We start from the raw sequence: 24,007 nt of genomic DNA on the forward strand, positions 1-24,007 counted from the left end.
ACGGGCGCCGTCCTTATGGGCGCCCCTTATGGCGCTCCGGTCCGTGCCGTGACGGCCTTGGCGGGCTGGGGCAGGCCCGCCGTACGGTCGAGGGCGGCGACGGCCGTGGCGCAGACGAGACCGATCACCGTCAGGGCCAGCCAGGACAGGGCGGGCAGGCCGACGCGCGCGCCGACGTCCAGGGTCCATCCGGTGAGCAGGTTGCCGGTGGCGATGCCGATTCCGGCCAGGGTGCTGTAGAGGCCGTAGAAGGTGCCCACGGCGTGGTCACCGCCGAAGGCGGCGATGGTCGTCATCTCGAACGGATAGATGATCATGGTGGCCACGCTCAGCAGGGCCGCCGTCGTCAGGGCCGGTGCCAGGGTGAACGCCCAGGCCACCGGGCCCGGCCCCGGGGCCGGGCCCTTCAGCCACAGCGTGCTCACGGCGACGGGCACGAAGGACAGGCCCATCAGGGCGAGACCCCTGGCGATGGCCTGGGGCGGCCGCCAGCGCGCCTGCGCCCAGGCGGTCAGCCGGGCCTGCAGGACGACGGTCAGCACCGCCGAGACCACGAAGACGCCGGTGACGCCGAGTTCGCTCGAACTCACCCTGCGGATCTCCAGCGGCAGCCCCAGATAGACCTGGAAGCCCAGCACGTAGGAGCCGGTCATGGCCAGGGAGAACAGCAGGAAGGACCGGTTGGTCAGCACGGTGTGCCAGTCCCGCAGCACGCCGGGCCGCCGTTCGCCGTCGGGACGGGACGGTGCCCGGGCGGGCAGGGCCCGCACCTGGGCGACGGTCAGGACGGCGAACATCGCCGCCGAGGTCAGGCACACCACGCTGAAGGCCATCGCGTCCAGCAACAGGCCGATCAGCGGCCCGATCAGGATGCCCAGCTGGTAGAAGGCGTTGAAGGCGGCGAAGGCCTCGACCTTGCGGGGCCCGGCCTCGGCGGCGAGGTAGGTGCGCACCGCCGGGTTGAACAACGCTCCCGCCAGCCCGACCAGCCCCGAGGCGATCAGCAGCACCGGCAGGGAGTCGGCCACCCCCAACAGGGCGAAGGCCACGGTGCGCAGGGCGCAACCGGCGACGATCAGGGGTTTGCAGCCCAGCCGGTCGGCCAGGGTGCCGCCGACGAGGAACAGACCCTGCTGGCTGAGGTTGCGCACGCCCAGGATCAGCCCGACCAGCGCGGTGGGCAGGGCCAGGGTGGTCGACAGGTGCCCGGCGAGGTACGGCATCAGCATGTAGAAGCCGATGTTGATGGTGAGCTGGTTGACCAGCAGCAGCCGTATGGGACGCTCGAAGGAGCGGGTCAGGGCCAGGGTGCTCTTCACCTGCGGCCTCCCGAAACGGAGCCGCCCGACGCGGGGTCCCCCGGCGTGGGACTTCCCGGCTCAGGATCTCCCGGCGCGGGGCTTCCCGGGACGGGGACTTCCTGCGTGACGCCTCCCCGCGCGGAGTTCCCCCGCGCGGCGTCTCCCTGTACGGCGGGCACGACGCTCCCCTGTACGGCGGGCAGGCCCACGGGGTCGAGCACGTTCGCGCACCGGGTCCAGCGCGTCACCTCCCGCTCCGTCGGATGTCCGATCCGGTCGGGGTCGGCCGCCGGGGTGCCGCACAGGCCGTGGGCCGCGCAGTAGTCGTCGTTGAAGACGGTCTCGGCGTAGCGGTGGGGGCCGTCGGGGAAGACGGCCGCGATCCGGGTGTGGCCGGGTGAGGTGCGCGCCAGCCAGGAGGCCACCAGGGCCACCGCGCCGACGCTCCAGCCTCCGGTGGCGTACCGCATCGCGGCCAGACGACGGCAGGCCCACACCGCCTCGGCCGGGGCGACCCAGTGGACCTCGCTGAAGGCCGCGTAGTCGACGTTGCGCGGGTGGATGCTGCTGCCCAGGCCGCGCATGAGGCGGTGGCGGGCGGGCTGGCCGAAGATGGTCGAGCCGACGGAGTCGACGCCGACCAGGCGCAGGTCGGGGTGGAAACGCCGCAGCGCGCGGAAGGTCCCCGCGCTGTGGCCGCCGGTGCCGACCGCGCAGACCAGGACGTCGACACGGCCGAGCTGCCCGGCCAGTTCGGTGGCCAGCGAGGTGTAGGCGGCGACGTTGTCGGGGTTGGCGTACTGGTCGGGACAGTAGGCGCCGGGTGACTCGGCCAGCAGTTCCCCGACCCGCAGGCGGCGGGCCTGCTGCCAGCCTCCCACCGGGTGGGGCTCGGTGACGGTGACCACGCGGGCGCCGTAGGCGGCCAGCAGGTGCCGCATCGGCGCCTCCAGGCCCGGGTCGCCGACCAGGGTGACCGGGTGGCCGTGGACGATTCCCGCCAGGGCGAGCCCCAGCCCGAAGGTTCCGCTGGTGGATTCGACGATGGGGGCGCCCGGGGCCAGGTGCCCGCGCTCGCGGGCGCGCTCGACGATGTACAGGGCGGAGCGGTCCTTGATGCCGCCGGGGTTGCCTCCCTCCAGCTTGGCCCAGAATCCGCGGTCGGTGCCCGCGGTGATGTCCGGGATCCACAGGGTCGGCGTGTTGCCGACCACGTGTTCGAGGGTGTGGCAGGTGCCGCCGGTGACCAACCGGCTGAGGACGGGGGTGATGGTCCGCGCTTCGCTGAGTGTGTCTGTCATGATCCGTTTCCCGTGGACGTGAGATGGTCGGCTGGTTCTCGGGCACGCCGAAGCCACGGCTCGGACCGGAAGGTGAGTCGTCGAAGGGCGCGCCGCACGGGACGGCCTATATGCGGAAGACGGATTTGGAGATCAGCATGGTGGTGCCGGGCAGGGAGTGGACCGGTCGTGTGCGCCGCGCCGTCGGCGCCGGTGCGGCCTGCGGCGACGCCATGACCGGCAGGCCGGTGAGGGGACCGGGCGACAGCGGGCGCGCCTCGGTGGCGGACGCCACCGTCGCCGCCCCGCACAGGCTGTGGTCGTGCTCCGGCGGATCGGGGGCGGGGCAGCGCTCCGGCACCCGTTCCCGCTGTGAACCGGCCACGGTGACGGAGGTGCTCGACTGTCCCGGGCCGGGTCCGTGATGGTGGTGCGCCGCCCGGGTGTGGGCGGCGGAGAGGATCAGATGCGCGAGCAGGGCCGCCGCGAGCGCGGCCAGGCACAGCGCGAGGGAGAGGCCCGCGCGCTGTACGGCTCGTCGCATCGGTGCGATCACCCCACAACCGTACATCACCCTTCGACATCGACCGATGACAGAGGGTAGTCAACCAGGCCTGGGATCAAGGTGGCGGTTGCCAATGCGACATTGGACGGCAAGATGGGACATGTGCCGCCCTTACCGATGACGTTGCGTCTGCTACGGGCGTTGGCGTTCACCACCGCCTGCCTGGCGGTCTCGGCGGGCGGGCACGCCTTCAGCGCGGGGGCCTCGCTTTCCGTCGCGGCCCTCGCGGCCGGCGCGGCGGGCCTCCTGGTCGTGGTGCTGCCGCTCGTCGGCCGTGAGCACCCACCGGCGGCGGTGGTCGGCACCACGATCGGCGCCCAGGTGCTGCTGCACGAGCTGTTCGCCCGCACCTCCGGCGGGTTCGCCGCCCAGGACGGGCACGGGCACCGGGCGGTGGGCATGGCGCTGGTCCACCTCGCGGTCGGGGCGATGAGCGGCTGGTGGCTGCACCGGGGCGAGAGCGCCTTCTGGCTCATGCTGCGCCTGCTGCGGCCCTTGTGGCCCCCGCTGCTCCGGCCGCCGGCCGCCACCTCCGACGACCCGCCGGCGCTTCGGCCCGTCGCCCCCGCGTCGTGGCCCTCCTCCGGCCGCGCCCAGCGGTGGCTCACCTCCACGATCCACCGCCGTGGACCTCCCGCGGACGACGCCGCCCCCTCAGGGGAGCGGCGCACCCGTGTCACCGACGCCCGCGCACTCGGGCGTCACCTTCGCCCCGGCCATCGCCGGGCCGTCTTCGGGAGCCCCTACCTTGTCATTCCTGACCTCGGCGGCATCGCCGCGCCGAACCGTCGGCACCGTCCTGGCAGCCGCGGTCGGCTGCCTGCTGGTGCTGGTGGGCACCGCCTCACCGGCGTTCGCCCATGACCGTCTCAAGAGCAGTTCACCGGCCGCCAACGCCAAGGTGACCAGCCCCGAGACCGTCACCCTGGAGTTCTCCTCACGTATGCGCTTCGCCAAGGTCGTCCTGACCGGTCCCGGCGACGAGACGACCAAGCTCGACGCGCCGGACGAGGGGAGCACGATTCGCGCCAAGGTGCCCGCCCAGCTGGCCCCGGGCCGTTACCAGATCGCCTGGCACGTGGCCTCCTCCGACGGCCACCCCATCAGCGGCCAGATCCCCTTCACCGTGATCGCCGACCCCGACAGCCCCTCCCCCAGCCCCACCCCGGAGTCCCCCTCGCCGTCGGTCTCCACACCGGCGAGTACAGAGGCGGCGTCCGCCGCCCCCTCCGAGGCCGTCACTCCCCCGGCCGCCGAGCCCTCTTCGGCCGCCGCGCCCGAGCCGAGCGGCGCCTCCGGCCTTCCCGGGTGGGTGTGGCCGGTCGGCGCGGTCGTCGTACTCGCCGGGGCGGGCGCGTGGCTGATCACGCGCCGTAAGGGAACCCAGGGGTAGGTTCCCCGCGCCCTCGGACACCCCGGCGTCATCGTGGGCATGGCGGCGGGGGCCGGGTGATCCCGGATGAGAGAGCGGCGGTGGCGCACCACGGCGTGCGCCACCGTCCGCGGCGTGCGCCGTACCGACCGGCGCGGACCAGCCGTACCGACCGGGGCAAACCAGCCATACCGGCCAACACGGACCCGCCGGACCGGCCCGGCCGACGTGGGCCGGTTGACAGCCCGATGGCCTAACTCGCTAATCTGCTCATATGAATACTTATTCAGATGTTTCATCGATTGATGGATGTGTCGTCAGGAAGGTCGATCCCGGCCGGGTCGCCGACGTGCGGGAGCGCATGCCCGCCCCGCGTGATCTCTCCGACGTGGCCGACATCTTCGGCCTGCTGTCGGACACCAACCGGTTGAGACTGCTGGTCGCCCTGCTTGAGGGTGAGATGTGCGTGTGCGACCTGGCCGCGGTGACCGGGCAGAGCGAGTCCGCCGCCTCGCACGCGCTGCGGCTGCTGCGCGCCCACCGTGTCGTGACCAGCCGCCGCGCGGGCCGGATGGTCTACTACCGGCTGGCGGACCCGCACGTGCGGATGCTCCTCGACGTGGCGTTGGTCCACATCGAGCACACCGAGCTCCTGCACCCCGAGCGCGACGGAGAGGGCTGAGATGGGAACCGGACACGGCCACGGGCATGTCCAGGGACACGCGGGAGGCCGTCACCGCAGGCGGCTGGCCCTGTCCTTCGTGCTGATCGGCGCCTTCTTCGTCGTCGAACTCGGCTACGGACTGGTCTCCGGGTCGCTGGCGCTGCTCTCCGACGCCGGGCACATGGCCGCCGACGTGGTCACCCTCGGCGCGGCGCTGGTGGCCACGAAGATCGCCACCCGGCCCGACACCACCGGCAGGCGCAGCTACGGCTCCTACCGGGCCGAGGTGTTCGCCTCCCTGCTGGCCGTGGTGCTGATGCTGGGCGTCGCGGTGTACGTGGTGGTCGAGGCCGTCGGCCGTATCGGCCAGACCGCCGAGGTCTCCTCCGGCCCGATGCTCGTCGTCGGCGCCATCGGCCTGTTCGTCAACCTGGCCGCGCTGCTGCTGTTGCGCTCCGGCGCCGGTGAGAGCCTCAACGTCAGGGGCGCCTACCTGGAGGTCGTGGCGGACACCGCGGGATCGGTCGGCGTCATCATCGCCGGTTGGCTGGTCGCGGCCACCGGCCAGGTGCTGTGGGACACCGTCGTGGCGCTGGCCATCGGCGTCTTCGTCGCGGTGCGTGCCCTGTCGCTGGGGCGCCAGGTCTTCGCCGTCCTGGGCCAGCACGTGCCCGAGGGTATGGACGCCGCCGCGGTGGCCGCGGACCTGGCCGCCCTCGACGGGGTGCGCGACGTGCACGACCTGCACCTGTGGACGCTGACCTCCGGCATGAACGTGGCCACCGCCCACCTGGTCGCCACCGACTTCGCCGACGGCCACGCCGTACTGGACCGCGCGCGTCACCTGCTGCGCACCCGCCACGGCGTCGAGCACGCCACCCTGCAGATCGAGCCGGCCGACCACCGGGGCTGCGACGAACTCGGCTGGTAGCCGCTCGCGCTGCTCCACCACGTCAGCGGCGGGCGGGTCCCTCCGGAGAAGGCGCCGGCCGAACGGCCAGCCCGGGGAGAGGTCGGCGCCGAGGAGTACCGGCAACGCCTTGAGGTGCTGCGAAGCCGACGGTGGCCACCCGTTAAATCCCGTTGCGGGGCTTACACGCTGCTCATCATGCTCGGGGGCATGACCATCCCCTATCGCCAGATTCGCGCGGCCTTCACCGAGGAGGCCATCACCGTCTACCAGGCCTACGACCCCGTCATCGCGGACCCGGCCGTCGCCGCCCAGCGGTTCGTGCCGCCCTTCAAACGCGAACGGATGACCTGGATCAAACCCTCCTTTCTCTGGATGATGTACCGCTGCGGCTATGCCACCAAGCCCGGCCAGACCAGGGTCCTGGCCGTCCACATCAGCCGGGAGGGCTTCGAGTGGGCACTCGGGCACTCCTGCCTCAGCCACCCCGGCGACGGCATCGATCCCGAAGTCTGGCGCCGGCGTCTGCGGGAGAGCCCGGTGCGTGTCCAGTGGGACCCCGAACGCGACCCGCGCCACAACCCCCTGCCGTACCGGTCGATCCAGATCGGCCTCTCCGGCGACGCCGTGACCCGCTATCTCGACCGGTGGACGCTGGGGATCACCGACCTGACCGGCCGGGTCCACGACATCCGTCAGGCACTGCGCGACGGCCGGGACATCACGGACATGCTTCCCGTGGAACGCCCCTATCCCCTGCCGGACGAACTCGCCCGGATCACGGAGGCCTCTGGGCATGCCGTCCCGGCAGGCCGGTGACGCCGATCGTGCCGTCTACGGGCGGCCCTCGCCGTACTCGGGAACCGGCACCCGTGTCTTCCTGTGCGCCCGGTTCCGCACCTGCTGCGGGAGGCGTATCCGGGGGGAGCGCGGTGCGCCGTCACCGCCGGGGTACGCCGGAAGGCGGATGGTGAACGTGGCACCGGCGCCCGGCCGTCCGTCGACGCCGACCGTGCCGCCGTGGGCGTCCACCACCTCGCTCACGAGGGCGAGACCGATGCCCAGGCCCCCCTGGTGGGGCTTGCCGACGTGTCTGGCGAACAGGTGCTCGCCGTCACGCGGGTCCAGTCCGACGCCGTCGTCCCGCACGCTGAGCTGGACCCACTCGGGACCCGAGCGGAGGGTCATCCAGATGTCGCCGCCCTCGCGGGCGTGCCGCAACGCGTTGTCGAGCAGCGCGGAGATCACCCGGCGCAGCGCGGACCGCGCTCCGCGCACGACGTGCTCGCCGGGACCCTTCCTCACCTCGATCGTCACCCCGCGCTGCTCGGCGCGGGCCGCCTCAGCCGTGGCGAGTTCCTCGGTCAGCGCGGCCAGGTCGACCGGGCCGAACGGCTGGAGCCGCCGTTTGAGCTGGGTGGACAGCAGCAGGTCCTCGATCACCTCGCCGAGTTGCCCGATGCCCGCGGCCAGCTGGTCGACGTCGCCGACGGCCAGGAGCGGTTCCGATCCCCGGCGCAGGTGCCGGGCGGTGAGCTGGGCGCGGACGTGCAGCCGGGTCAGCGGGGTGCGCAGTTCGTGGCTGACGTCGGCGGTGAAGCGCCGTTGCCGGTCGAGGGCCTCGCCCAGCGGCGCGATCGCCCGGCCCGCGAGGACCTGGCCGATCAGCAGCGCCGCCAGCAGCCCGGCGAGTTCGGCGGCGCCGAGGGTGCTCAGCAGCCGTTCCCGGTCGGCTATCCGGAAGCGCAGGTCCATCACCGCCTGCACCACGACGTCGTCACGTCGCTGGGTCCTGATCAGGTAGGTCAGCCCGCCGACCTCGGCGACCTCGACCCGGGGCCGCCCGTCCGCGGCGACCAGGTCCATGAACGCGCGCACCGGCAACCGGTCCGGCGACCCGGGAGACCTCCGTACGGTGTCTCCGCCCAGCTCGAACAGCCACATGCAGGGCGGGGGCTGGGTGATCGAGGCCGACCGCGCCGCCACGAACAGGTCACGCCGCGCGGCGACGTCCTGGCCGTTGACCGTGACGTAGTAGACCATCGCGCCCATGAGCGCGAGCACGAGGGAGAATCCGCCCGCGATCTGCACGGTGATCCGGCGGCGGGTCCGGATCAGCAGCCGCCGTTCCGGGTCGAGGCGCCGCCGCCCGTTCACAGTTCACCCAGGCGGTACCCCACGCCCCGTACGGTGCGTACGACGCCGTGCCCCAGTTTGTTGCGCAGGTAGTAGACGTAGGTGTCCACGATCGACTCGGTCTGGGCGCCGTCGAAGACCCGCTGCCGCAACGAGTCGCGCGTGTGCACCTGCCTTGGGCGGACCGCCAGCGCGTGGAGCAGGCGGCACTCCTGACCGGACAGGGTCACCTGCCGGCCGGAGGGCAACCGTACGAGGTGGGAGTCGGAGTCGAGCCAGGCCGCGCCGAGCGGCAGCAGTCTGGCCTGGTCCAGGTTCCTGCGTCGCAGGGCGCGCACCCTGGCCAGCAGTTCGTCGATCTCGAAGGGTTTGACCAGGTAGTCCTCGGCGCCCGCGTCGAGTCCGCTGACGCGGTCGGCCGTCGTGCCGAAGGCCGTGAGCACCAGCACCGGCACGGTGACGGCCTGCCTGCGCAGCCGTCGCAGCAGGTCGAGTCCGTCGATCGCGGGCAGTCCCCGATCGATGATCATGATGTCGTAACCGCGGCTCAACCCCAGGTGCAGGCCACGTTGCCCCTCCGGTGCCAGGTCTACGGTGTATCCCTGGTCGGCGAACACTTCGGCCAGCATGTCCGCCAGATCACGGTCGTCTTCGACGAGCAGCAGCCGGGAAGAGCGCGGTTCGGATGTCGCCGGTATCCGTGCCACTGGTCAACAATTGCACTGATATTGGTAAATTTCTAGTCAACTCTGGCGCAAAGGCAGGCGTGGCGCAGGCGTGGCGCGTGCGTCGCGCCCGCGCCCCGATCGGTCACGACCCCGGCGACCAGACATGATCATCCGGTCACCGGCGCCTCCTCCCGTCCACGCGCAGCCTCACCGATCTCCGCGATCTCCTCGATACTCGCCCGCTCGTGGCGTTCGGGCATGGCCAGTTTGTACAGCGGCAGCGCCCCCGCCGTGGTGAGCACCGCCACCAGGACGAGCATCGCGAAGACCTCCTGGGTGATCAGGCCCTGGGCCAGGCCGATGTTGATGAAGATGAGGATCATCAACCCCCGGGCGTTCATGATGGCGCCGACCGCCCACGACTCACGCCAGCCGAACCCCAGCGCCCTCGTGGACAGCGCGCAGCCGAAGTACTTCCCGCAGAAACCCGTGAGCAGGATCGCGACGAGCACCAGCAGCATCGGACCGCCGGTGATGCCGCCGAGATGGGTGTTCAGCCCGGAGAAGGCGAAGAAGACCGGCAGCAGCAGCGTGGAGACGACGTCCATCATGCGGCCGTGCAACGCCTGGCGGAACGCCGGTTCACGGGGCATGGCCAGCCCGGCGACGAAGCCGCCGAACACCGAGTAGACGCCGATCCAGTCGGTGAGCCAGCCCGCCGTGAGCGGCACCAGGACGATCACGTAGACGGCGTTGGCGCCGAGACGGCCGGTGCGCTCGACCTGGCGGCCCAGGGGACGCAGCAGCGGGGCGACCACCCCGAACATCACCGCCGCGAACACCGCCGCCAGGCCTATGGTGCGCAGCGCGTCACCGCCGCCCGTGCCCAGGTGGACCGCCGAGAGCACCGCGAGCAGGCACCACGCCACGGCGTCGTCGATGGAGGCCGCGACCAGGGTGATCCTGCCGACGCGGGTGTTCTCAAGACCGCGTTCGTACAGGATCCTGGCGAGCATGGGGAAGGCGGTCAGCGACAGCGCGCCGCCGAGGAACAGGGCGAACTCCACGCGGCCGACGTCGGGCCGGGAGAGACGATCCCACAGCAGGAACCCGAGGGCGCCGCCGAGGACCAGGGACGGGAGGATCCCCGAAACGGCCAGCGCCGTGGCCCTGCGCGCCTCCCCCGGCATCCGGACACTGTGGTCCATCCCCGCCCCGACCAGGAACATGTACAGCGTCAGCCCGATGGTGCTGAGCACGTACAGGATCGGCCGGACGTCGGCGGGGAACAGGGCCTCCTGCGCGCCGGGGAACACGGCGCCGAGCAACGTCGGCCCGAGCAGGACCCCGGCGACCATCTCACCGACGACCCGTGGCTGCATCACCATGGTCGCCAACCGGCCGCACACCGCCGCCGCCAGCAGGATCACGACCAGGGCGGGCAGCGCCCTGAGGACCAGGCCCAGGTTGGGGTCGACCGGGGAGGCCTGGGTGAAGGCCAGGAAACCGCTCATGACTCGTGCCTCCGTACGCCGACCGGATGGGGTTCTTCCGCGAAGTGGCGCTCGCACAGCCGCAGCCTGCGCGCGTCCCACACCATGTAGGTGCCGAGGACGAGCTGCACGAGGCTGCGCCACACGTCCTCCCAGCGGTCCCTGAACCGCATGAACAGCAACTTCACCCGGATCTCCGGGCCACGCCGGGCCGCCAGGGGGGTCAGCAGGCACGGCCCCCTGTTGGGCAGGGACCGGGTGTGGGAGGCGGTCGAGTCGAGTTCGCAGGCGTGCAGGACCTCCCGCACGGCCACCCGCATGGCGATCGGCGCCAGCCGCCACGCGGGGCAGGGCCGGTTCGCGGCCATTCCGAAGGGGATGTGGTTGATCTCCCTGGCCGGACGCGCCGCGAAACGGGCCGGGTCGAAGCGGTCCGAGTCGGGCAGGCCCGCGCGGTGGAACTCGGGGTAGTTGAAGCACAGCACGGAACCGGCCGGGATCGCGGCGCCCTCTCCGAGAGGGATCTCCCCGGTGGTGACGCGGTGGGCGATGCCGAACAGCGGGTAGAGCCGCAGCGTCTCCGAGATCACCTGGTCCAGATAACGGTCGTCGCCGCCCCGCGCCGCCTTCCGCACCCGGGGGTGCTGGGCCAGGACCATCAGCACGTGGGCCGTCGCCTCCGACATCTGGACGACCGCCGTGTTGAAGAAGGCCCCCTGCAGGTACAGCGCCTGCTCCCTGGCCGACAGACCCTGGGGAAGCTCGTGCCGTACCTCGGGCAGCCGTTCGACGAGGTATCCGGTCAGCCGGTCACGCCGGTCCATGTGCCGCAGGCCGCAGCACTTGAGCGAGGTGACGACGTCGTCCGCGTTGCCGACGATCAGGTCACGGGCCTTCGGCGGGCACGGTTCGCCGAAGACGAGTTCGTAGGAGAACTCCGCCCAGACCGGCATCATCAGGTCGCGCAGCCGTACCATCCCCCGCCTGTCCCGCAGCGCCCGGTTGACGCAGCGGCGGGTGAGCTCCTCGACCCTCGTCCGGGGCACGGCCAGGATCCGCCGGGTGGCCAGGGCGACGGCGTCGTAGCGCTCCCCCGCCTCCAGGTGTTCCTGGTGCATCTCGGGTCCCGGTGCCAGCCAGTACCAGAACAGGTCGGACAGGACGGCTCCCCTGCTCCGGCCCGAGGCGGCCGGGTGGGAGTAGACCTCCCTGAACCGGTCGACGCCGACCAGGTCACCGGGGACCGGGATGCTCTCCTCGCCGTTGATCCTGGTGAGGACGCGCACCCGCAGCGCGACGACCCGTGCGGGAAGCCACCAGGGCAGGCTGATCAGGACGGCCGTGAACAACACGGTCAGGGCGATCAGCATGGCCGTACCAGTCCCGGGTCGAGGTCGCGCGCTGACGCGGCGCCGCACAGGACGAGGGCCCGCTCGACCTCCTCGCGCAGCAGCCCGAGCACCCGGGCCACGCCGCGCTCGCCGTCCGCCGCGAGACCCCAGAGCACCGGGCGGCCTACCGCGACCGCCGAGGCTCCCAGCGCCATCGCCTTGACCACGTCCACCCCACGCCGGACCCCGCCGTCGAGCAGCACCGGTACGGCCCCGCCGACGGCGGCCACGATCCCCGGCAGCAGGTCGGCGGTCGCCGGGAGGGTGTCGAGCTGCCGGCCGCCGTGGTTGGAGACGAACAGCGCGGAGACACCGTGGTCGAGCGCGTGGAAGGCGTCGGCGGGGCGCACGACGCCCTTGAGCGCGATGGGCAGCTTCGTCATCCGTCTGAGCAGGTCGATGTGCCGCCAGGAGATGTCCGGCGACATGACGATCGGCCGCACCCGGTCGCCGTCGCGCAGGTTCTCGCAGCACATGCCCTCCGGCAGGTCGTCGAAGCCGTTGCGCAGGTCCCGCTCCCGCCGTCCCCGGCCGGGAGAGTCGACCGTGACGACCAGCGCCGTACATCCGGCCGCCTCGGCGCGCCGGACGATCCTCTCGGTGAAGGCCATGTCCGGCTGGACGTAGAGCTGGAACCACAGGGTGGCCTCCGGCGCCGCGGCCGCGACGTCCTCGACGGCGACGGTCGAGGCCATGCTCACGATCATGATCGTCCCGGCGGCGGCGGCCGCGCGGGCCGTGGCCTTCTCGCCCTCGGGGTCGGCGAGCCGGTGGAACGCGGTCGGCGCGACCAGCACCGGCATGGCGGCCCGGTCGCCCAGCAGGGTGACCCCGGTCCTCGGCTCGCCCGCGCCGCGCAGCACACGTGGCAGCAGGGCGAGCCGCGCGAAGGCCGCCTCGTTGGCCCGGACGGTGGTCTCGTCACCGGCTCCACCGGCGAAGTAGTCGTAGTGCGCGGGATGCAGGCGGTCGCGGGCGGCCTCCTCGAACTCCCTGACGTTCAGTGGGGGGCGCATGGCCGTCACGCCGGGATCGGAAGACTCTGACGCTGGAAGAACTCCCGCAACGGCCGCAGGTGGACCTCCTCGGAGGTCCAGTCGTTCTCCAGGTTCTCGGTGACGTGGTGTACGGCCACGACCACCCCTCCCCGGTAGTGCCGCACCACCGGGTGCAGGTAGTGGCCCTCGTGGGCCCGGGAGGCGTCGCCCTGCCTGATCCGCGCCACGGAGATGTCGAACGGGTCGACCTTGTCGTGGTCGGGGCCGTACTCCAGGGTGACCGCGAAGTGGCCGCCGTCGCCGATCGGCGGGCCCTGAAAGTCGACCGGCAGCTCCTCCAGGTAGCGCGCGCCGCCGTCGCCGTCCGGGACGATGACGTCGGCCAGCACGCCGAACTGCTGGAACAGCCCGGAGCTGCGGTTGACCCGTTCGAGTACGGCGTCCGCGAACGCGCCCGGGTCGGCGGGCAGGTCCCGGCCCGGCCAGGGGGCGTCGTGGTACCTGGTCTCCAGGATGCGGTGCAGGGCGCGGGCGCCGTACCGGAAACCGTGGATGAAGGCGTTGGTGCCGCGCTTGAAGTCACGGGACTGCGTGATGGTCCCGGCGAAGTACAGGCCGGGCACGTTGACCGACTCGTAGGCGGGTGTCAGCGCGGGGAAGCGGTTCCTGATCGTCAGCTCGGGACGACACTCGGGGGAGAAGATCGAGGCGTCGAACCGGAACCCGGTGGAGACGATCACCCGGTCGTACGGGATGTCCTTGGTGACCTCGTCGGCTCTGGCGAAGCTCACGGTCACCAGGTACGTGCCGTCCGCCCGGCGCTCGATGCGCCTGACGTCGCCGTCCAGCACCGCGTTTCCCAGTTTGAGCTGGTAGGTGTCGAGGAAGTTGCTGTTGACCGCGCGCAGGTGCCCGAGGAAGTGGGTCCGCCAGGCCAGCCGTACCGAGTGGGGGCCCGCGACGTGGATCACCGCGGCGGTCTCGATGAGGTTGTCGGCCGTCTCGAAGGCCGAGTTGCCCTTGCCGATGACGAGCACCCGCTTGGCCGTGTAGTCCGCCGGGTCGACGGAGGCGGTGTCGTAGCCCTCGGCCGTCTCGATGCCGGGGATCTCCGGGACGTTGGTCTTGGAGACCCCGGTGGCGACGACCACGTGCCTGGCCTGGTAGGTCCGGCCCTGTCCGTCGATCACCCGGAACGGCCCCTCCGCGTCCGGGCGGGAGACGTCGACGACCCGGGCGCCGTAGGTGATCCGCAGGTCGAGGGCGGCGGCGAAGTCGCCGAGGTAACGCACGAGGTCGTCGGCGCCGGGGAAGAAACGGTCGCTGTAACGGGTGAACACCAGCTCCGGGTCGTCCGAGAGCAGCGAGTTCCAGTCCACCCGGAAGTTGAGCTCCGGGTCCTCCTGGCCGGTGTGCTTCTTGTTGATGGAGATGAGCATCCGGTGGCGGGGGAAGGTCCGGAAGAACTGGCCGGGCTCGGGGCCCGCCTCCAGGATCCGGTACCTCCGCCCCGCCCGGTGCAGGAAGTGGCCCAGTTGCAGGCCCGCGGGCCCGGCGCCGATCACCAGATAGTCGAGGGTGCTGTCAGACACTGATGCCTCCGTCACTGCGTACGGTCGAACGGGACGACATCAGTGTTGGCGCGTGATTCTCAGAGATTGATCAGAGTCTCCCGGCCCCCTCGGCACGGTCGGAGCCGTACCGTTCGAGCAGGGCGCGCTTGTCCGGCTTCCCGCTGGCCGCGACCAGCGGGGCGGGGATCGTCATGATCGTCCGGGGAACGCTGTCGGCGCCGAGCTCGGTGCCGACCAGCGCGGCCAGCTCGCCGAGGTCCGGGACACGGCCGGGGGCGGGCACGACGAAGGCGTGTACGGCCTCCCCGGTCCGTTCGTCCATGGCGCCGGTCACGTACGCCTCGGCCACGTCGGGGTGACCGGCCAGCACACGCTCGATCGGCCCGGCGTAGACCACCATCGCGTTGACCATGATGACGTCCCTGGTCCTGCCGACCAGGTAGAGCAGGCCGTCCTCGTCGAGGTAGCCGAGGTCGCGGGTGCGCAGCCAGCCGTTCCGCAGCACCGCGTGGGTCTCCTCCGGCTGCCCCCAGTAGCCCGCGATGAGGTAGTCGTTGCGGACGTGGATCTCCCCGGTCCGTCCCGTGGCGACCGGACGGCCCTCCTCGTCGAGCACCCTGATCTCGACCCTGGGCTGCGGGCGGCCGACCGAGGCGAGGGCGCGCTCGGGGAACCTCTCAAGGTCCCCGGGGGTGAGCATGGAGATCATCCCGGCCTCGCTCGACCCGTACGCCTGGTAGACGACGGGCCCGAGCCGTTCGACCGCCTCCGTCAGCCGGTGCGGGCTGATCGGCGACCCGGCGACCATCAGCGCGCGCAGGCTGCCGACGTCGACCTGTTCCGTGCGGAGCAGGTCGAGCATGCGGCACAGCTTGGGCACCGGGAGGATGGCGCCGGTGATGCGGTGGCGCTCGATCGCGTACGGGAACGGCGGCCGCCCGTCGTCCTCGGGAATGACCGCGACACCGCCGCCGAGCAGGCACAACGCCAGGAACTCCTGGACCGCCAGACTGGACAGGGTGCCGAGCAGCAGATAACGCCGGAACGCCCCGGCCAGCTCGATCGCCAGCGGCGACCAGAGCCTGGGCTGCCACGACCAGCTCTCCCCCAGCGCGCGGTAGGTGAGCGCGCACCCCTTGGGCTGTCCGGTGCTGCCGCTGGTGAAGGCCATCAGGGCCACGTCGTCGGGGTGCCCCAGGAGGGCGGGCAGCCGCACACCTCCGTGGTGGGCCAGCAGGTCGACCGCACCGGGAACGTCCCCGGGAAGGGGACCGAGCGTCAGCACCGTGGCCGCCCCCGCGGCGGCGAACACCTCAGGGTCCGCCGTCGAGGCGTCCACGACCACGGCGTCCACCTCCGTGTCGAGCATGTGGGCGAGCTGGCCAGGCGTCTGTCCTGGGCGTACGAACACGACACGGCAGCCCAGCACGTGCGCGGCCGTCTGCGCGGCGAACGCCTCCGGCGAGACGCCCGTGTGGACGGCGACGCCCCGGGCGGGGTCGAGCCCGGCGTCGAGCATCGCACCGGCCATCTGCCCGACGAGGTCCAGCAGCTCACCCCGCGAGACGACCCGCGCCCCCTGCTCGAAGATCGGACTGTCGGGCGAACTCCGCAGCGCCTCAAGGAGCGCGTAGGGGAACGGCGGCTCGGGGGACCCGACGGGCCGGACGGACTCGGTGAACGACGGGAACTCGTACATGACTGGCTCCTCTGGTCTTCTGCCTTCTGCTTCGTGGACCTGTCCGGTCACCGGGCCGTCGGCGCGGAACCGGTGCGTTGTCCGCGACGGTAGGCGGCGCAGATCAGAGCCAGATCAGAACGACCGGTCGCCGGAGGGGACCTCGCCCAGGTCCAGCACCCCGACCGTCTCACCCCCGGACATCTCGCCCGTCAACTCGAATCCGAGCCTCCGGTAGAAGCCCTCGGGGCCGTCCTCCCCCGGCTCCCAGGTGACGTACATCCGCCTCTCGCCCCGGCGCCGCACCTCGGCGGCCACCGTCTCGACGGCGAAACGGCCGACCCCCCGTCCCTGCGCCTCGGGAACCACGTTGAGCCGCCACAGCCCGGAGCGGAAGTCGGCCCCCTTCCCGTCCCAGTCGATGTCCAGGAACGCCATGAGAAAACCCACCGGACGATCGCCGTCGAGGATGAGACGCGGCCAGGCCACCTCCCCGTGCGCGTAGGCCTCGGCCAGCGAGGTCGCCACCGGCGAGACGAACCGCTCCTGCTCAGGACGGACGTTCACCTTCATGGCCGCCTCGACGTTGGCGGGGGTGATGAGCTCAACCCGAAAAGTCACAGAACGACCATAACGGCCGTCATGCAAGCACCTCCGGCAATAATCTGAACGCCGACGCATGTCGAGGGCGAATCAGACTGAAATCCCTCCGGTCGATCGTCGCGACCTGGGTGATGCCCAGACGTTCCGCGATGGCGACCACGGACACGTCGGCCGGGTCAAGCCGAGCGCTCCTGTGAAGCCGGACCAGTTCAGCCATGCGTCGTACATCTGCGGGAAGCAGGTCGACCAGCTCGAATTCTTCGACAACGAGATCGAGGAACTGCGCATGCACGGCAGGACCCATATGCCGGTTGATCGTCCATCCGGCCTCGATCAGGATCGTTGACGATCGCCCTCACCGGACGCACCGATTCCGGCAATCGACAGCCGACGACGCCGAACCGGGCCGGACCGCTCCTCTTCTGTCGCTTCAGCCAGCTCCGGATCTGTCTTCACCAAGCGCAGGAGCCGACGCGCCTGGTCCGGCGACAGCCGATCCACCAGGTGGTGAAGCTCCTCATACGCATGCCCGGCGCTCATGACCACAAGTCTACGCTTACGGATCCAGCAGGCGGATGCTCAGCTCAAGTCGTGCCCGAACAGCGCGATCGGTGAGTTTTCAGTCGGCTCCTGTCACTTGCCCCACTGCTTCGTCTTCGGCTCGGTCTTAACACGCGCCTCCCGGTCAGCGGCTGCGCGACGACCTGCGTCACTCCCGCGGTTCCGAATTCTCCGTCATCTCCCGAGAGCGGGGGCCGGGTAGGCGGGGCGGCGGTCGATGCGGAGGAGGACCTCCTGGGAGCCGAAGTGGCGGTCGATGCGCCGGGTGGCCTCGGCCCAGTCGCCCATCGACCGGGCCGACGACAGGGCTTCGGCCACGAACGGGTCGCTCCAGCGCGCGACGGCGCGCCGCCACAGTACGGCGGGCTCCTCCGTCAGGAGGTTGCCCACGGTCCCCTCGTAGATGGGCATCGCGCGCACCTCCCCGTCGGGCTCGACCTGCATCAGGGGAATCACGAAACCCTGCTCGACGAAGGCCGGACGCATCTGGAGGATGACGTTGTCCGAGGCCGACACCCGCACCGACGGCGGCGCCGCCGACACCAGGCGCTCGACGTGCTCGGCGCCGGTCAGCGCGCGGATCTGGTCGTTCGTGAGCAGCTCGTGCTCGGCGAAGTCGGCCCGGCTGGCCAGCCCGGACGGTACGGCGGCGCCGAAGTTCAGGAACCGGACGTGCGGGAAGCGAGGGAGGACGGCCGTGCAGAACTCCTCCGTCTGGTGGAGGTTGCTCCGCACGACCGCGCAGTCGATCCCGAACTCCACGGGATCGGCGCCCTCCGCGACGCGCCCGCCGGAGACGTCGTCGAGGAGGGCCAGGGCGTTCATCGCCCGGTCGAAGGAGCCCGCCCGCCCCCGGATCCGGTCGTGGACGGCGGCGTCGGCCCCGTCGACGCTCACGGTGATCCGGGAGAACACCTGGGCGGCCTGCTCGGCCATCCGTGCGGTGAGCGTCCACCCGCCGGTGTAGAGGTTCACCTGGACGCCTGCCCGCCTGATGTGTTCGGCGACGTCGAAGATCCCCTTGACCAGCAGCGGTTCACCTCCGCCGAACTCCACCGCCTCCGGGCGCAGGGAGACGATCGCGTCGGCGACCCGGAGCATCTCACCGTGGCTCAGCTGCCGGGCCGGGCGCCTGCCCGACTCCGAGTAGCAGTGCGCGCACCGCAGAGGGCAGGCGTAGGTGACGTCCCAGATGACGTCGGTGGGTCCGGAGAGGATGTCGTCCATGTCAGAGGTTCCTTTCGTCGTTTCGGGCACGGCTTCGCCCTGCCGCCGTCGGCGGTGGGCGGAGCGGAAGGTCAGCGGGAGCCCTCCGGCGGCCGGTGTCCCGACGGGTCGCCGCCGTGCCAGTGGCCGACCAGGTCGGCGTAGAGGGGCGATCGGGCCGCCAGCTCCCGATGTGATCCGGTGAGCGCGGCGGTGCCGTCCATCAGCAGGACCCGCCCGGCCCGGCCCGCTGAGCTCATGCGGTGCGCGATCACGATGAGTGTGCCCTCGCGGGCTGCGAACGCCGCCTCGGCTCGCTGCTCGGCGGCCGGATCGAGATGGCAGGTGGCCTCGTCCAGGACGACGATCCTGGCCGGGGAGGCGTGGACGCGGGCCAGGGCGATGAGCTGCCGTTCTCCGGCGGAGAGCGCGGCGGGTTCCTCGATCGTGGCCCGGAGGCCGCCGAGCCGTTCGACGAGCGCGCCGGCTCCCACGGCCTCGGCCGCGGCCTCCAGCCTCTCGTCGGCGGCCCGCGTGCTCTCTGGGCGGAGGTAGGCGAGGTTCTCCGCCACGGTGCCGGTGAAGACGTACGCCTCCTGCGGCACCAGCGCCATCAACGAGCGCAGCCGGTGTTCGGGGACCGCCTCGATCGGCAGGCCGCCGAGCAGGACCCGGCCCTCGGTGGGGCGGCGCAACCCGGTCAGCAGCATGGACAGGGTGGATTTTCCGATGCCGCTGGGGCCGACGACGGCCAGGTGCTCGCCTTCGGCGATCGTGAGGTCCAGGTCGCGCACCACAGGCGTGGCCTCGGGCGCGTAGGCGAAGCCCAGGTTCTCCAGGCGCAGCCCGTGGCCGACCGGCTCCACGTCCGCGACGGTCGCCGGGGCGGTGCCGTACGGAGAGGGCGGGACGGGAGCGGCGAAGGACGGTCCCGGCGGCGGGGCGGTGCCGTACGGAGCAGGAGGAACAGGTGTGGGGGCGGACGGCTCCGGCGGCGGGGTGATGGTCTCGCCGAGTCTGCGCAGGGTGACGGCGAGGGTCACGCCCCAGCCGCCGACGACGCCGGTGAGGGCGCGCAGCGCCGGGTCGAGGCCGGTGGCCAGGTAGGTCGCCGCTCCGACGACCTCTCCCGCGCTCAGGTGACCGTCCCCGATCAGGGACCGGGCGGCGAGCAGCAGGGCGAGCAGCGGCAGGTGCGCGCCGAGCGCGACGACCAGGCGACGGCTCAGGCCGGCCCAGGCCAGGGCGTGGGTGGCCGCCACCTGGGTGTCGACGGCCGCCCGTACGGTCGCGTAGGCCTGTCGGCGCGCTCCGCAGGCGGCGACGTCGCGCAGGCCCGTCAGGATCGGGGTGGCCTGTCCGGTGAGCTCCTCATCGGCGAGGATGAGCGCTCGCTGACGGGCCACGAGCACGCGGAGCAGCCGGACGAAGACGACCAGCGCCACGGTGACGGGCACGGCCACGACGGCGGCGAGCAGGGGCGACAGGAGCAGCAGGCCGCCCAGCGCGGCGACGAGCGAGACACCCAGCGCACGGGTGCTCCGCAACAGCGCGGAGACCAGGTTGCGCACCGTCTCGACCTGCTCGGTGAGGCGGGTCACGGCGGCGGCGTCCGGTGGCCGCGCGCTCTTCGCGGCGCGGGTGACGGCGGCGGTGACGACAGCGGTGACCAGGTCGTCGCGGAGCGGTTCGACCACCGCCGCCAGGGCGGGGAACATCATCCGGACGGCCGCCGCCTGGACGAGCATCGTGAGCCCGAGAAGGCCGAGCCAGGCCAGACCGGTCCCCGGGCTCCCCGCCAGGAAGCCCCGGTCGACGGCGGTGGCGATGAGGAGGCCGGACAGCAGCGTCGGCAGCGCCTCGACGCCGGACCAGAGCGCGGCCACCGTCAGGGGACGCAGACGCGGACGCAACAGCGACATCAGCAGCCGGAGCCCGCCGTCACCCGTGAGACGGCCCTCGTACGGCGGGGCCTGCACGGGGACGGCCCCGGGCGGCGGGATGTCCCGCTCGGGCCGTGGGCGGGTCAGGGACGGACCGGGCACGGTTCCTCCTCGTGGAGCGGGTCGGCGTCGGCAGGCTCCCGACCGGTGCCGGACACCGGGACGCTGGACGCCGGAGCGGCGGACACCGAGGCGCCGGACACCGGGGCGGCGGCGGTGAACAGGGCTCGGTACGCCGGGTCCCGCCACAGCTCCCGGTGGGGACCGCGGGCCCGCACCCGTCCGTCGTCCAGCCACACGACCAGGTCGGCGCGGGCGGCGGTCGTGGCGCGGTGGGCGACGACCAGCCGGGTACGCCCGCGCATCTCCTCCGTCAGGGTCCGGATCACCTGGGCCTCGGTCGCCGTGTCGAGGCTGGAGGTCGCGTCGTCGAGAACGGTCAGGCGGGCTCGCCTGACCAGCGCGCGGGCCAGTCCGAGCCGCTGGAGCTCACCGCCGGACAGCGGGGCCGTGTCGGCGGGCGTGCCGTACCCCTGGGGAAGGCGGCGGACGACGTCGTCGACGTGCGCCGCACGCGCCGCCTCACGGACGTCGAAGGTACCGGCGGGCAGACCGTAGGCGACGGCCGACAGGAGGTCGCCGCCCAGCAGCACGGGGCGTTCGAAGGCGTAGGCGACGGCGTTCCTGAGCGCGTCGGGGTCGATCTCCGTGAGGGGCAGACCGTCGAGCAGCACCTGGCCGTGGTCGGGGTCCATCAGCCGTCCCGCCAGCAGGGCGAGGGTGCTCTTGCCGGCGCCGGAACGCCCGACGACGGCGGTCATCGCCCCAGCGGGGACCTCCAGGTCGACGCCGTCCAGGAGCGGCGGGCTGTCGCCGCCCACGGTGACGGCGCGGAACGAGAGCGCTCCGGCGCCCTCGGGCAGCGGGCGGGAGCCGGGAACCTGGACGGGCAGGGCGAGCACCTCCCCGACCCGCCGGGCCGCGGAACGGGCGTGGGCGAGGTCCATCAGCGAGTCGATCCTCTCGACGACGGCCAGGGCCAGCGCGGTGTAACCGGCCACGGCCAGCAACCGGCCCGGCTCAAGACGCCCGTCGGCGATGCCGAGCCCGGTCACCGCGAGCACGAGCACCTCGACGAGCAGCAGGAACAGCGAGAGCTGCCACACACTGCGGGCCTGGGCGCGCCACAGGGCGTGCCCGCTGGCGGACAGCTCCGCCAGCGGGGCGAGCACCCGGGAGATCTCGCGGTCGGCGGTGCCCGAGGCCCGCACGGTACGGATGCCGGCCAGGGCGTCGGTGAGGCGCGCGGCCAGGCGGCCCTGCGCGTCCTGGTAGCGGTCGTACAACCCCGAGACCCGGGCGACGAACACGCGGATGACGACGATCGCGACGGGCACACCGGCCAGGAAGGTCAGACCGACCCGCCAGTCGATCAGGAACAGCGCGACGGCGCCGCCGATGGAGGTGAGAAGCCCGGTGACCGTGTACAGCAGCGTCAGCGGGACGTATCCGGAGGTCGCGGCGTTGCTCACCAGGCGGTTGGCCAGCTCCCCGGTGGGGAACCGGCGCGCCTGAACGGTGTCGAGTCCCAGGACGTGGGCGGTGAGGCGGGAGCGCAGGGCCGACGTGGCGGACGCGGTGGCCGTCACCCCGGCCAGCGCGCCCGTGACCTCGGCGCCCGTGGCGACGGCGATGACGAGGGCGAGCCACGTCACGGCGTCCGCCGTTCCCCGTCCGGTCAGGACCGCGTCGACCGCGGCGGCGAGTGCGGCGGGCAGGGCCAGCGCGGCGGCGGACGAGATGAGGACGGACACCGTGGCCACCGCCAGCGGCGCCCACGCGCCACGCGTCAGCGACCAGAGGAGCCGGTCGCCGTGCTTGTGCGTCACTCGCTCTTCCGGCGCGTCCGACGCGTGGTCTGACATCGTTGTCCTCTCTCGGTTCTCCTGCGGCGTCGCTGCTGGGGAGCCACCCGGCCGGGAAGGGCCGCGCCCGGTTCGGTGACCGGGCGCGGCGCCGTCATGGCCGTCCTCCCGGGGAGGCGCCGGGCTCCGGCGCATCCCACGAGGCGGACGTGCTCAGGTGGTGGTCATGCTGCAGGTGCGGCCCCTGCAGGTGATGCCGCAGGTGGGGCCGCTGCACTCCCGCAGCGGGGACTCCTCCGCGGCGGCGGGGAGCAGGTCCAGGGCGGTGATGTCGAGTTCCATGACTTCTGCCTTTCTGTGGTTGGAGTCGCCGCGGGCGTCGCCGCCTCGCGGGCGATGTTCAGGTGTGCCTTCTCCGGGGCGCGTATCGCCCCGGAGGAGGTCCGGGCCACCGTGGTCGTGACGGCCCCCGAGCGGGGCCGTCGTCCCCCGGGACCCTCCCGACGCGGGAGACGTCAGACGGGGTTGGTCCAGTCGCAGGTGGGACCGGTGCAGGTGTGCTCGCAGGACTTGCCGTTACAGGTGACCTGGCACGGGTACAGGGGGCTCTCCTCCTGAGCGGGGAGCAGGTCCAGGGCCGTGATGTCGAGTTCCATGTCTTCTTCCTTTCCGTGGTCGGAATCACCGCGGGCGTGGACACGCCTGCGGCGTTCTTCTGGGAGGCGCGGACTCCGGGGATGGTCCGTGACGTTCCTTCGCCTCGGAGATCCGCGATCTCCTCGCGTTCCTCCCGCTGGGGAGGAGGTGTCACCGGTTGGTGCCCTCGCAGCTGAGCTGGCAGTGGTAGGTGTACTCACAGGAGTAGTTGCACGGGTACAGCCGGGACTCCTCCCTCTCGGGGAGCATGTCCAGGGCCGTGACATCGAGATCCATCGCCTTCTCCTTCTTTCTCCTGGTTGCCTGTCAAGGGCCGCGGGTGCCCGCCTCTTTCCCGCTCTCTCGGAGCGAGGAGAGGTGTCAGCTGCTGGTGACCTGGCAGGTGCCGCCGAGCCTGCAGGTCCTGGCGCAGGTCACCGTGCACACGTAGAGGGGGGACTCCTCGGCGGGGAGCAGGTCCAGAGCGGTGATGTCGAGTTCCATGACTTCTGCCTTTCTTGCTGTTCTCTGGAAGATGTCCGGCGCGAAGGCACACCTTCTCCGGCGGCGTCGCGTGAACACCACCGCGCCGGAAGGGGCCGTGCCCGGGCCGACACCCGGGCACGGCACCGTCAGGACCGTCCTCGGAACACGCCGGACACCCGGCGGCCACACGAGGACGAACGGCCTCAGGCCGAGGTGACCATGCAGGTGCGGCCGTGACAGGTGATGCTGCAGGAGATCTCGCACAGCTGCAGCGAGGACTCCTCGGCGGGGAGCAGGTCCAGAGCGGTGATGTCGAGTTCCATGACTTCTGCCTTTCTTGCTGTTCTCTGGAAGATGTCCGGCGCGAAGGCACACCTTCTCCGGCGGCGTCGCGTGAACACCACCGCGCCGGAAGGGGCCGCGCCCAGGCCGACACCCGGGCACGGCACCGTCAGGACCGTCCTCGGAACACGCCGGACACCCGGCGACCACACGAGGACGAACGGCCTCAGAAGGAGGTTTCCCAGCAGGTGTGGCCGGCGCAGGTGTTCGGAACGCAGGTGACCTTGCACAGGGCGAGCTTGGACTCCTCGGTGGGGAGCAGGTCCAGGGCCGTGATGTCGAGTTCCACAGTGGTGCCTTTCTGCTGATCCGTTGGTTCTGATACCGATTAGTGC

27 protein-coding genes are annotated in these 24,007 nt (G+C 71.9%); 5 read left to right on the forward strand and 22 right to left on the reverse strand.

Annotation, left to right across the window (positions count from 1 at the left end; translation table 11 throughout):
• Positions 1-26: 26 nt before the first annotated feature.
• The 3 genes from ACFYY8_RS10480 to ACFYY8_RS10490 form a co-directional block, all read right to left on the reverse strand.
• Positions 27-1,319, reverse strand: coding sequence for an MFS transporter (locus ACFYY8_RS10480; RefSeq protein ID WP_390039286.1), 1,293 nt, complete (start codon positions 1,317-1,319; stop codon positions 27-29).
• Entirely contained in the window at positions 1,316-2,602 is a 1,287-nt protein-coding gene (locus ACFYY8_RS10485; RefSeq protein WP_390039288.1) for a PLP-dependent cysteine synthase family protein, read from the reverse strand. The genes ACFYY8_RS10480 and ACFYY8_RS10485 overlap by 4 nt, the downstream gene beginning before the upstream one ends.
• Before the next feature lie 106 nt (positions 2,603-2,708).
• Positions 2,709-3,137, reverse strand: a complete 429-nt coding sequence (locus ACFYY8_RS10490; protein ID WP_390039290.1) for a hypothetical protein — start codon at positions 3,135-3,137, stop codon at positions 2,709-2,711.
• A gap of 111 nt (positions 3,138-3,248) precedes the next feature.
• Between ACFYY8_RS10490 and ACFYY8_RS10495 the strand changes: the two genes are divergently transcribed.
• The 5 genes from ACFYY8_RS10495 to ACFYY8_RS10515 all read left to right on the forward strand — a co-directional run bounded on the left by ACFYY8_RS10495 (position 3,249) and on the right by ACFYY8_RS10515 (position 6,911).
• A complete protein-coding gene (locus ACFYY8_RS10495; RefSeq protein WP_390039291.1) occupies positions 3,249-4,010 on the forward strand; it encodes a hypothetical protein in 762 nt (253 codons plus the stop codon).
• Positions 3,973-4,539 (forward strand): copper resistance protein CopC, encoded by a 567-nt coding sequence (locus ACFYY8_RS10500; protein WP_390039293.1) that lies wholly within the window; start codon positions 3,973-3,975, stop codon positions 4,537-4,539. The genes ACFYY8_RS10495 and ACFYY8_RS10500 overlap by 38 nt, the downstream gene beginning before the upstream one ends.
• Before the next feature lie 253 nt (positions 4,540-4,792).
• Entirely contained in the window at positions 4,793-5,200 is a 408-nt protein-coding gene (locus tag ACFYY8_RS10505) for an ArsR/SmtB family transcription factor (protein WP_390039295.1), read from the forward strand.
• A gap of 1 nt (position 5,201) precedes the next feature.
• On the forward strand, positions 5,202-6,113 hold the full coding sequence (locus ACFYY8_RS10510; RefSeq protein ID WP_390039297.1) for a cation diffusion facilitator family transporter: 912 nt from the start codon (positions 5,202-5,204) through the stop codon (positions 6,111-6,113).
• Between the two features lie 189 nt (positions 6,114-6,302).
• Positions 6,303-6,911 (forward strand): DUF4291 domain-containing protein, encoded by a 609-nt coding sequence (locus ACFYY8_RS10515; protein ID WP_390039299.1) that lies wholly within the window; start codon positions 6,303-6,305, stop codon positions 6,909-6,911.
• A 15-nt stretch (positions 6,912-6,926) separates the two neighbouring features.
• On the opposite strand, the gene ACFYY8_RS10520 is transcribed toward ACFYY8_RS10515, so the two are convergent.
• From ACFYY8_RS10520 to ACFYY8_RS10610, 19 genes are all read right to left on the reverse strand, one after another.
• Positions 6,927-8,249: a sensor histidine kinase gene (locus tag ACFYY8_RS10520; RefSeq protein WP_390039301.1), complete on the reverse strand. Its 1,323-nt coding sequence runs from the start codon at positions 8,247-8,249 to the stop codon at positions 6,927-6,929.
• A complete protein-coding gene (locus tag ACFYY8_RS10525; RefSeq protein WP_390039304.1) occupies positions 8,246-8,935 on the reverse strand; it encodes a response regulator transcription factor in 690 nt (229 codons plus the stop codon). The genes ACFYY8_RS10520 and ACFYY8_RS10525 overlap by 4 nt, the downstream gene beginning before the upstream one ends.
• A gap of 128 nt (positions 8,936-9,063) precedes the next feature.
• Positions 9,064-10,410, reverse strand: a complete 1,347-nt coding sequence (locus ACFYY8_RS10530) for a cation:proton antiporter (protein ID WP_390039306.1) — start codon at positions 10,408-10,410, stop codon at positions 9,064-9,066.
• Positions 10,407-11,759 (reverse strand): cytochrome P450, encoded by a 1,353-nt coding sequence (locus tag ACFYY8_RS10535; RefSeq protein ID WP_390039308.1) that lies wholly within the window; start codon positions 11,757-11,759, stop codon positions 10,407-10,409. The genes ACFYY8_RS10530 and ACFYY8_RS10535 overlap by 4 nt, the downstream gene beginning before the upstream one ends.
• Positions 11,753-12,796 (reverse strand): alpha-hydroxy acid oxidase, encoded by a 1,044-nt coding sequence (locus ACFYY8_RS10540; RefSeq protein WP_390040078.1) that lies wholly within the window; start codon positions 12,794-12,796, stop codon positions 11,753-11,755. Before ACFYY8_RS10540 ends, ACFYY8_RS10535 begins: the two co-directional genes overlap by 7 nt.
• A 5-nt stretch (positions 12,797-12,801) precedes the next feature.
• Positions 12,802-14,370 carry an NAD(P)-binding domain-containing protein gene (locus ACFYY8_RS10545; RefSeq protein ID WP_390039310.1) on the reverse strand — a complete coding sequence of 523 codons (1,569 nt, stop codon included), beginning with the start codon at positions 14,368-14,370 and terminating at the stop codon, positions 12,802-12,804.
• 70 nt (positions 14,371-14,440) lie between these two features.
• The gene (locus ACFYY8_RS10550; protein WP_390039312.1) at positions 14,441-16,051 is read right to left on the reverse strand and encodes an AMP-binding protein; all 1,611 of its coding nucleotides are present in this window, start codon (positions 16,049-16,051) and stop codon (positions 14,441-14,443) included.
• Between the two features lie 114 nt (positions 16,052-16,165).
• Positions 16,166-16,651 (reverse strand): GNAT family N-acetyltransferase, encoded by a 486-nt coding sequence (locus tag ACFYY8_RS10555; RefSeq protein ID WP_390039315.1) that lies wholly within the window; start codon positions 16,649-16,651, stop codon positions 16,166-16,168.
• A gap of 19 nt (positions 16,652-16,670) precedes the next feature.
• A complete protein-coding gene (locus tag ACFYY8_RS10560; RefSeq protein ID WP_390039317.1) occupies positions 16,671-16,937 on the reverse strand; it encodes a PIN domain-containing protein in 267 nt (88 codons plus the stop codon).
• 29 nt (positions 16,938-16,966) lie between these two features.
• Positions 16,967-17,173 carry a hypothetical protein gene (locus tag ACFYY8_RS10565; RefSeq protein WP_390039319.1) on the reverse strand — a complete coding sequence of 69 codons (207 nt, stop codon included), beginning with the start codon at positions 17,171-17,173 and terminating at the stop codon, positions 16,967-16,969.
• Between the two features lie 195 nt (positions 17,174-17,368).
• Positions 17,369-18,421 carry a radical SAM protein gene (locus ACFYY8_RS10570; protein ID WP_390039321.1) on the reverse strand — a complete coding sequence of 351 codons (1,053 nt, stop codon included), beginning with the start codon at positions 18,419-18,421 and terminating at the stop codon, positions 17,369-17,371.
• A 71-nt stretch (positions 18,422-18,492) separates the two neighbouring features.
• The gene (locus ACFYY8_RS10575; RefSeq protein ID WP_390039324.1) at positions 18,493-20,445 is read right to left on the reverse strand and encodes an ATP-binding cassette domain-containing protein; all 1,953 of its coding nucleotides are present in this window, start codon (positions 20,443-20,445) and stop codon (positions 18,493-18,495) included.
• Positions 20,427-22,232, reverse strand: coding sequence for an ABC transporter ATP-binding protein (locus ACFYY8_RS10580; protein WP_390039326.1), 1,806 nt, complete (start codon positions 22,230-22,232; stop codon positions 20,427-20,429). The genes ACFYY8_RS10575 and ACFYY8_RS10580 overlap by 19 nt, the downstream gene beginning before the upstream one ends.
• A gap of 189 nt (positions 22,233-22,421) precedes the next feature.
• The gene (locus ACFYY8_RS10585; RefSeq protein WP_390039329.1) at positions 22,422-22,550 is read right to left on the reverse strand and encodes an ALQxL family class IV lanthipeptide; all 129 of its coding nucleotides are present in this window, start codon (positions 22,548-22,550) and stop codon (positions 22,422-22,424) included.
• A 173-nt stretch (positions 22,551-22,723) separates the two neighbouring features.
• Positions 22,724-22,864 (reverse strand): ALQxL family class IV lanthipeptide, encoded by a 141-nt coding sequence (locus ACFYY8_RS10590; RefSeq protein WP_386188116.1) that lies wholly within the window; start codon positions 22,862-22,864, stop codon positions 22,724-22,726.
• A gap of 151 nt (positions 22,865-23,015) precedes the next feature.
• A complete protein-coding gene (locus tag ACFYY8_RS10595) occupies positions 23,016-23,141 on the reverse strand; it encodes an ALQxL family class IV lanthipeptide (protein ID WP_390039332.1) in 126 nt (41 codons plus the stop codon).
• Positions 23,142-23,225: 84 nt separating this feature from the next.
• Positions 23,226-23,348 carry an ALQxL family class IV lanthipeptide gene (locus ACFYY8_RS10600; RefSeq protein WP_390039334.1) on the reverse strand — a complete coding sequence of 41 codons (123 nt, stop codon included), beginning with the start codon at positions 23,346-23,348 and terminating at the stop codon, positions 23,226-23,228.
• A 185-nt stretch (positions 23,349-23,533) separates the two neighbouring features.
• Positions 23,534-23,653 (reverse strand): ALQxL family class IV lanthipeptide, encoded by a 120-nt coding sequence (locus tag ACFYY8_RS10605; protein ID WP_390039336.1) that lies wholly within the window; start codon positions 23,651-23,653, stop codon positions 23,534-23,536.
• A gap of 185 nt (positions 23,654-23,838) precedes the next feature.
• Positions 23,839-23,961: an ALQxL family class IV lanthipeptide gene (locus ACFYY8_RS10610; RefSeq protein WP_390039338.1), complete on the reverse strand. Its 123-nt coding sequence runs from the start codon at positions 23,959-23,961 to the stop codon at positions 23,839-23,841.
• Between the last annotated feature and the right edge of the window lie 46 nt (positions 23,962-24,007).

Origin of the sequence: Streptosporangium sp. NPDC001559, from assembly GCF_042893955.1 — a bacterium.
Lineage (GTDB): Bacteria > Actinomycetota > Actinomycetes > Streptosporangiales > Streptosporangiaceae > Streptosporangium.

Coding starts and splice junctions, on each gene's coding strand:
- ACFYY8_RS10605 (WP_390039336.1), bottom strand. CDS start 23,653: ATGGAACTCGACATCACCGCTCTGGACCTGCTCCCCGCCGAGGAGTCC.
- ACFYY8_RS10550 (WP_390039312.1), bottom strand. CDS start 16,051: ATGTACGAGTTCCCGTCGTTCACCGAGTCCGTCCGGCCCGTCGGGTCC.
- ACFYY8_RS10510 (WP_390039297.1), top strand. CDS start 5,202: ATGGGAACCGGACACGGCCACGGGCATGTCCAGGGACACGCGGGAGGC.
- ACFYY8_RS10590 (WP_386188116.1), bottom strand. CDS start 22,864: ATGGAACTCGACATCACGGCCCTGGACCTGCTCCCCGCTCAGGAGGAG.
- ACFYY8_RS10600 (WP_390039334.1), bottom strand. CDS start 23,348: ATGGAACTCGACATCACCGCTCTGGACCTGCTCCCCGCCGAGGAGTCC.
- ACFYY8_RS10560 (WP_390039317.1), bottom strand. CDS start 16,937: ATGGGTCCTGCCGTGCATGCGCAGTTCCTCGATCTCGTTGTCGAAGAA.
- ACFYY8_RS10565 (WP_390039319.1), bottom strand. CDS start 17,173: ATGAGCGCCGGGCATGCGTATGAGGAGCTTCACCACCTGGTGGATCGG.
- ACFYY8_RS10535 (WP_390039308.1), bottom strand. CDS start 11,759: ATGCTGATCGCCCTGACCGTGTTGTTCACGGCCGTCCTGATCAGCCTG.
- ACFYY8_RS10540 (WP_390040078.1), bottom strand. CDS start 12,796: ATGCGCCCCCCACTGAACGTCAGGGAGTTCGAGGAGGCCGCCCGCGAC.
- ACFYY8_RS10585 (WP_390039329.1), bottom strand. CDS start 22,550: ATGGAACTCGACATCACCGCCCTGGACCTGCTCCCCGCCGCCGCGGAG.
- ACFYY8_RS10505 (WP_390039295.1), top strand. CDS start 4,793: ATGAATACTTATTCAGATGTTTCATCGATTGATGGATGTGTCGTCAGG.
- ACFYY8_RS10530 (WP_390039306.1), bottom strand. CDS start 10,410: ATGAGCGGTTTCCTGGCCTTCACCCAGGCCTCCCCGGTCGACCCCAAC.
- ACFYY8_RS10485 (WP_390039288.1), bottom strand. CDS start 2,602: ATGACAGACACACTCAGCGAAGCGCGGACCATCACCCCCGTCCTCAGC.
- ACFYY8_RS10595 (WP_390039332.1), bottom strand. CDS start 23,141: ATGGATCTCGATGTCACGGCCCTGGACATGCTCCCCGAGAGGGAGGAG.
- ACFYY8_RS10570 (WP_390039321.1), bottom strand. CDS start 18,421: ATGGACGACATCCTCTCCGGACCCACCGACGTCATCTGGGACGTCACC.
- ACFYY8_RS10515 (WP_390039299.1), top strand. CDS start 6,303: ATGACCATCCCCTATCGCCAGATTCGCGCGGCCTTCACCGAGGAGGCC.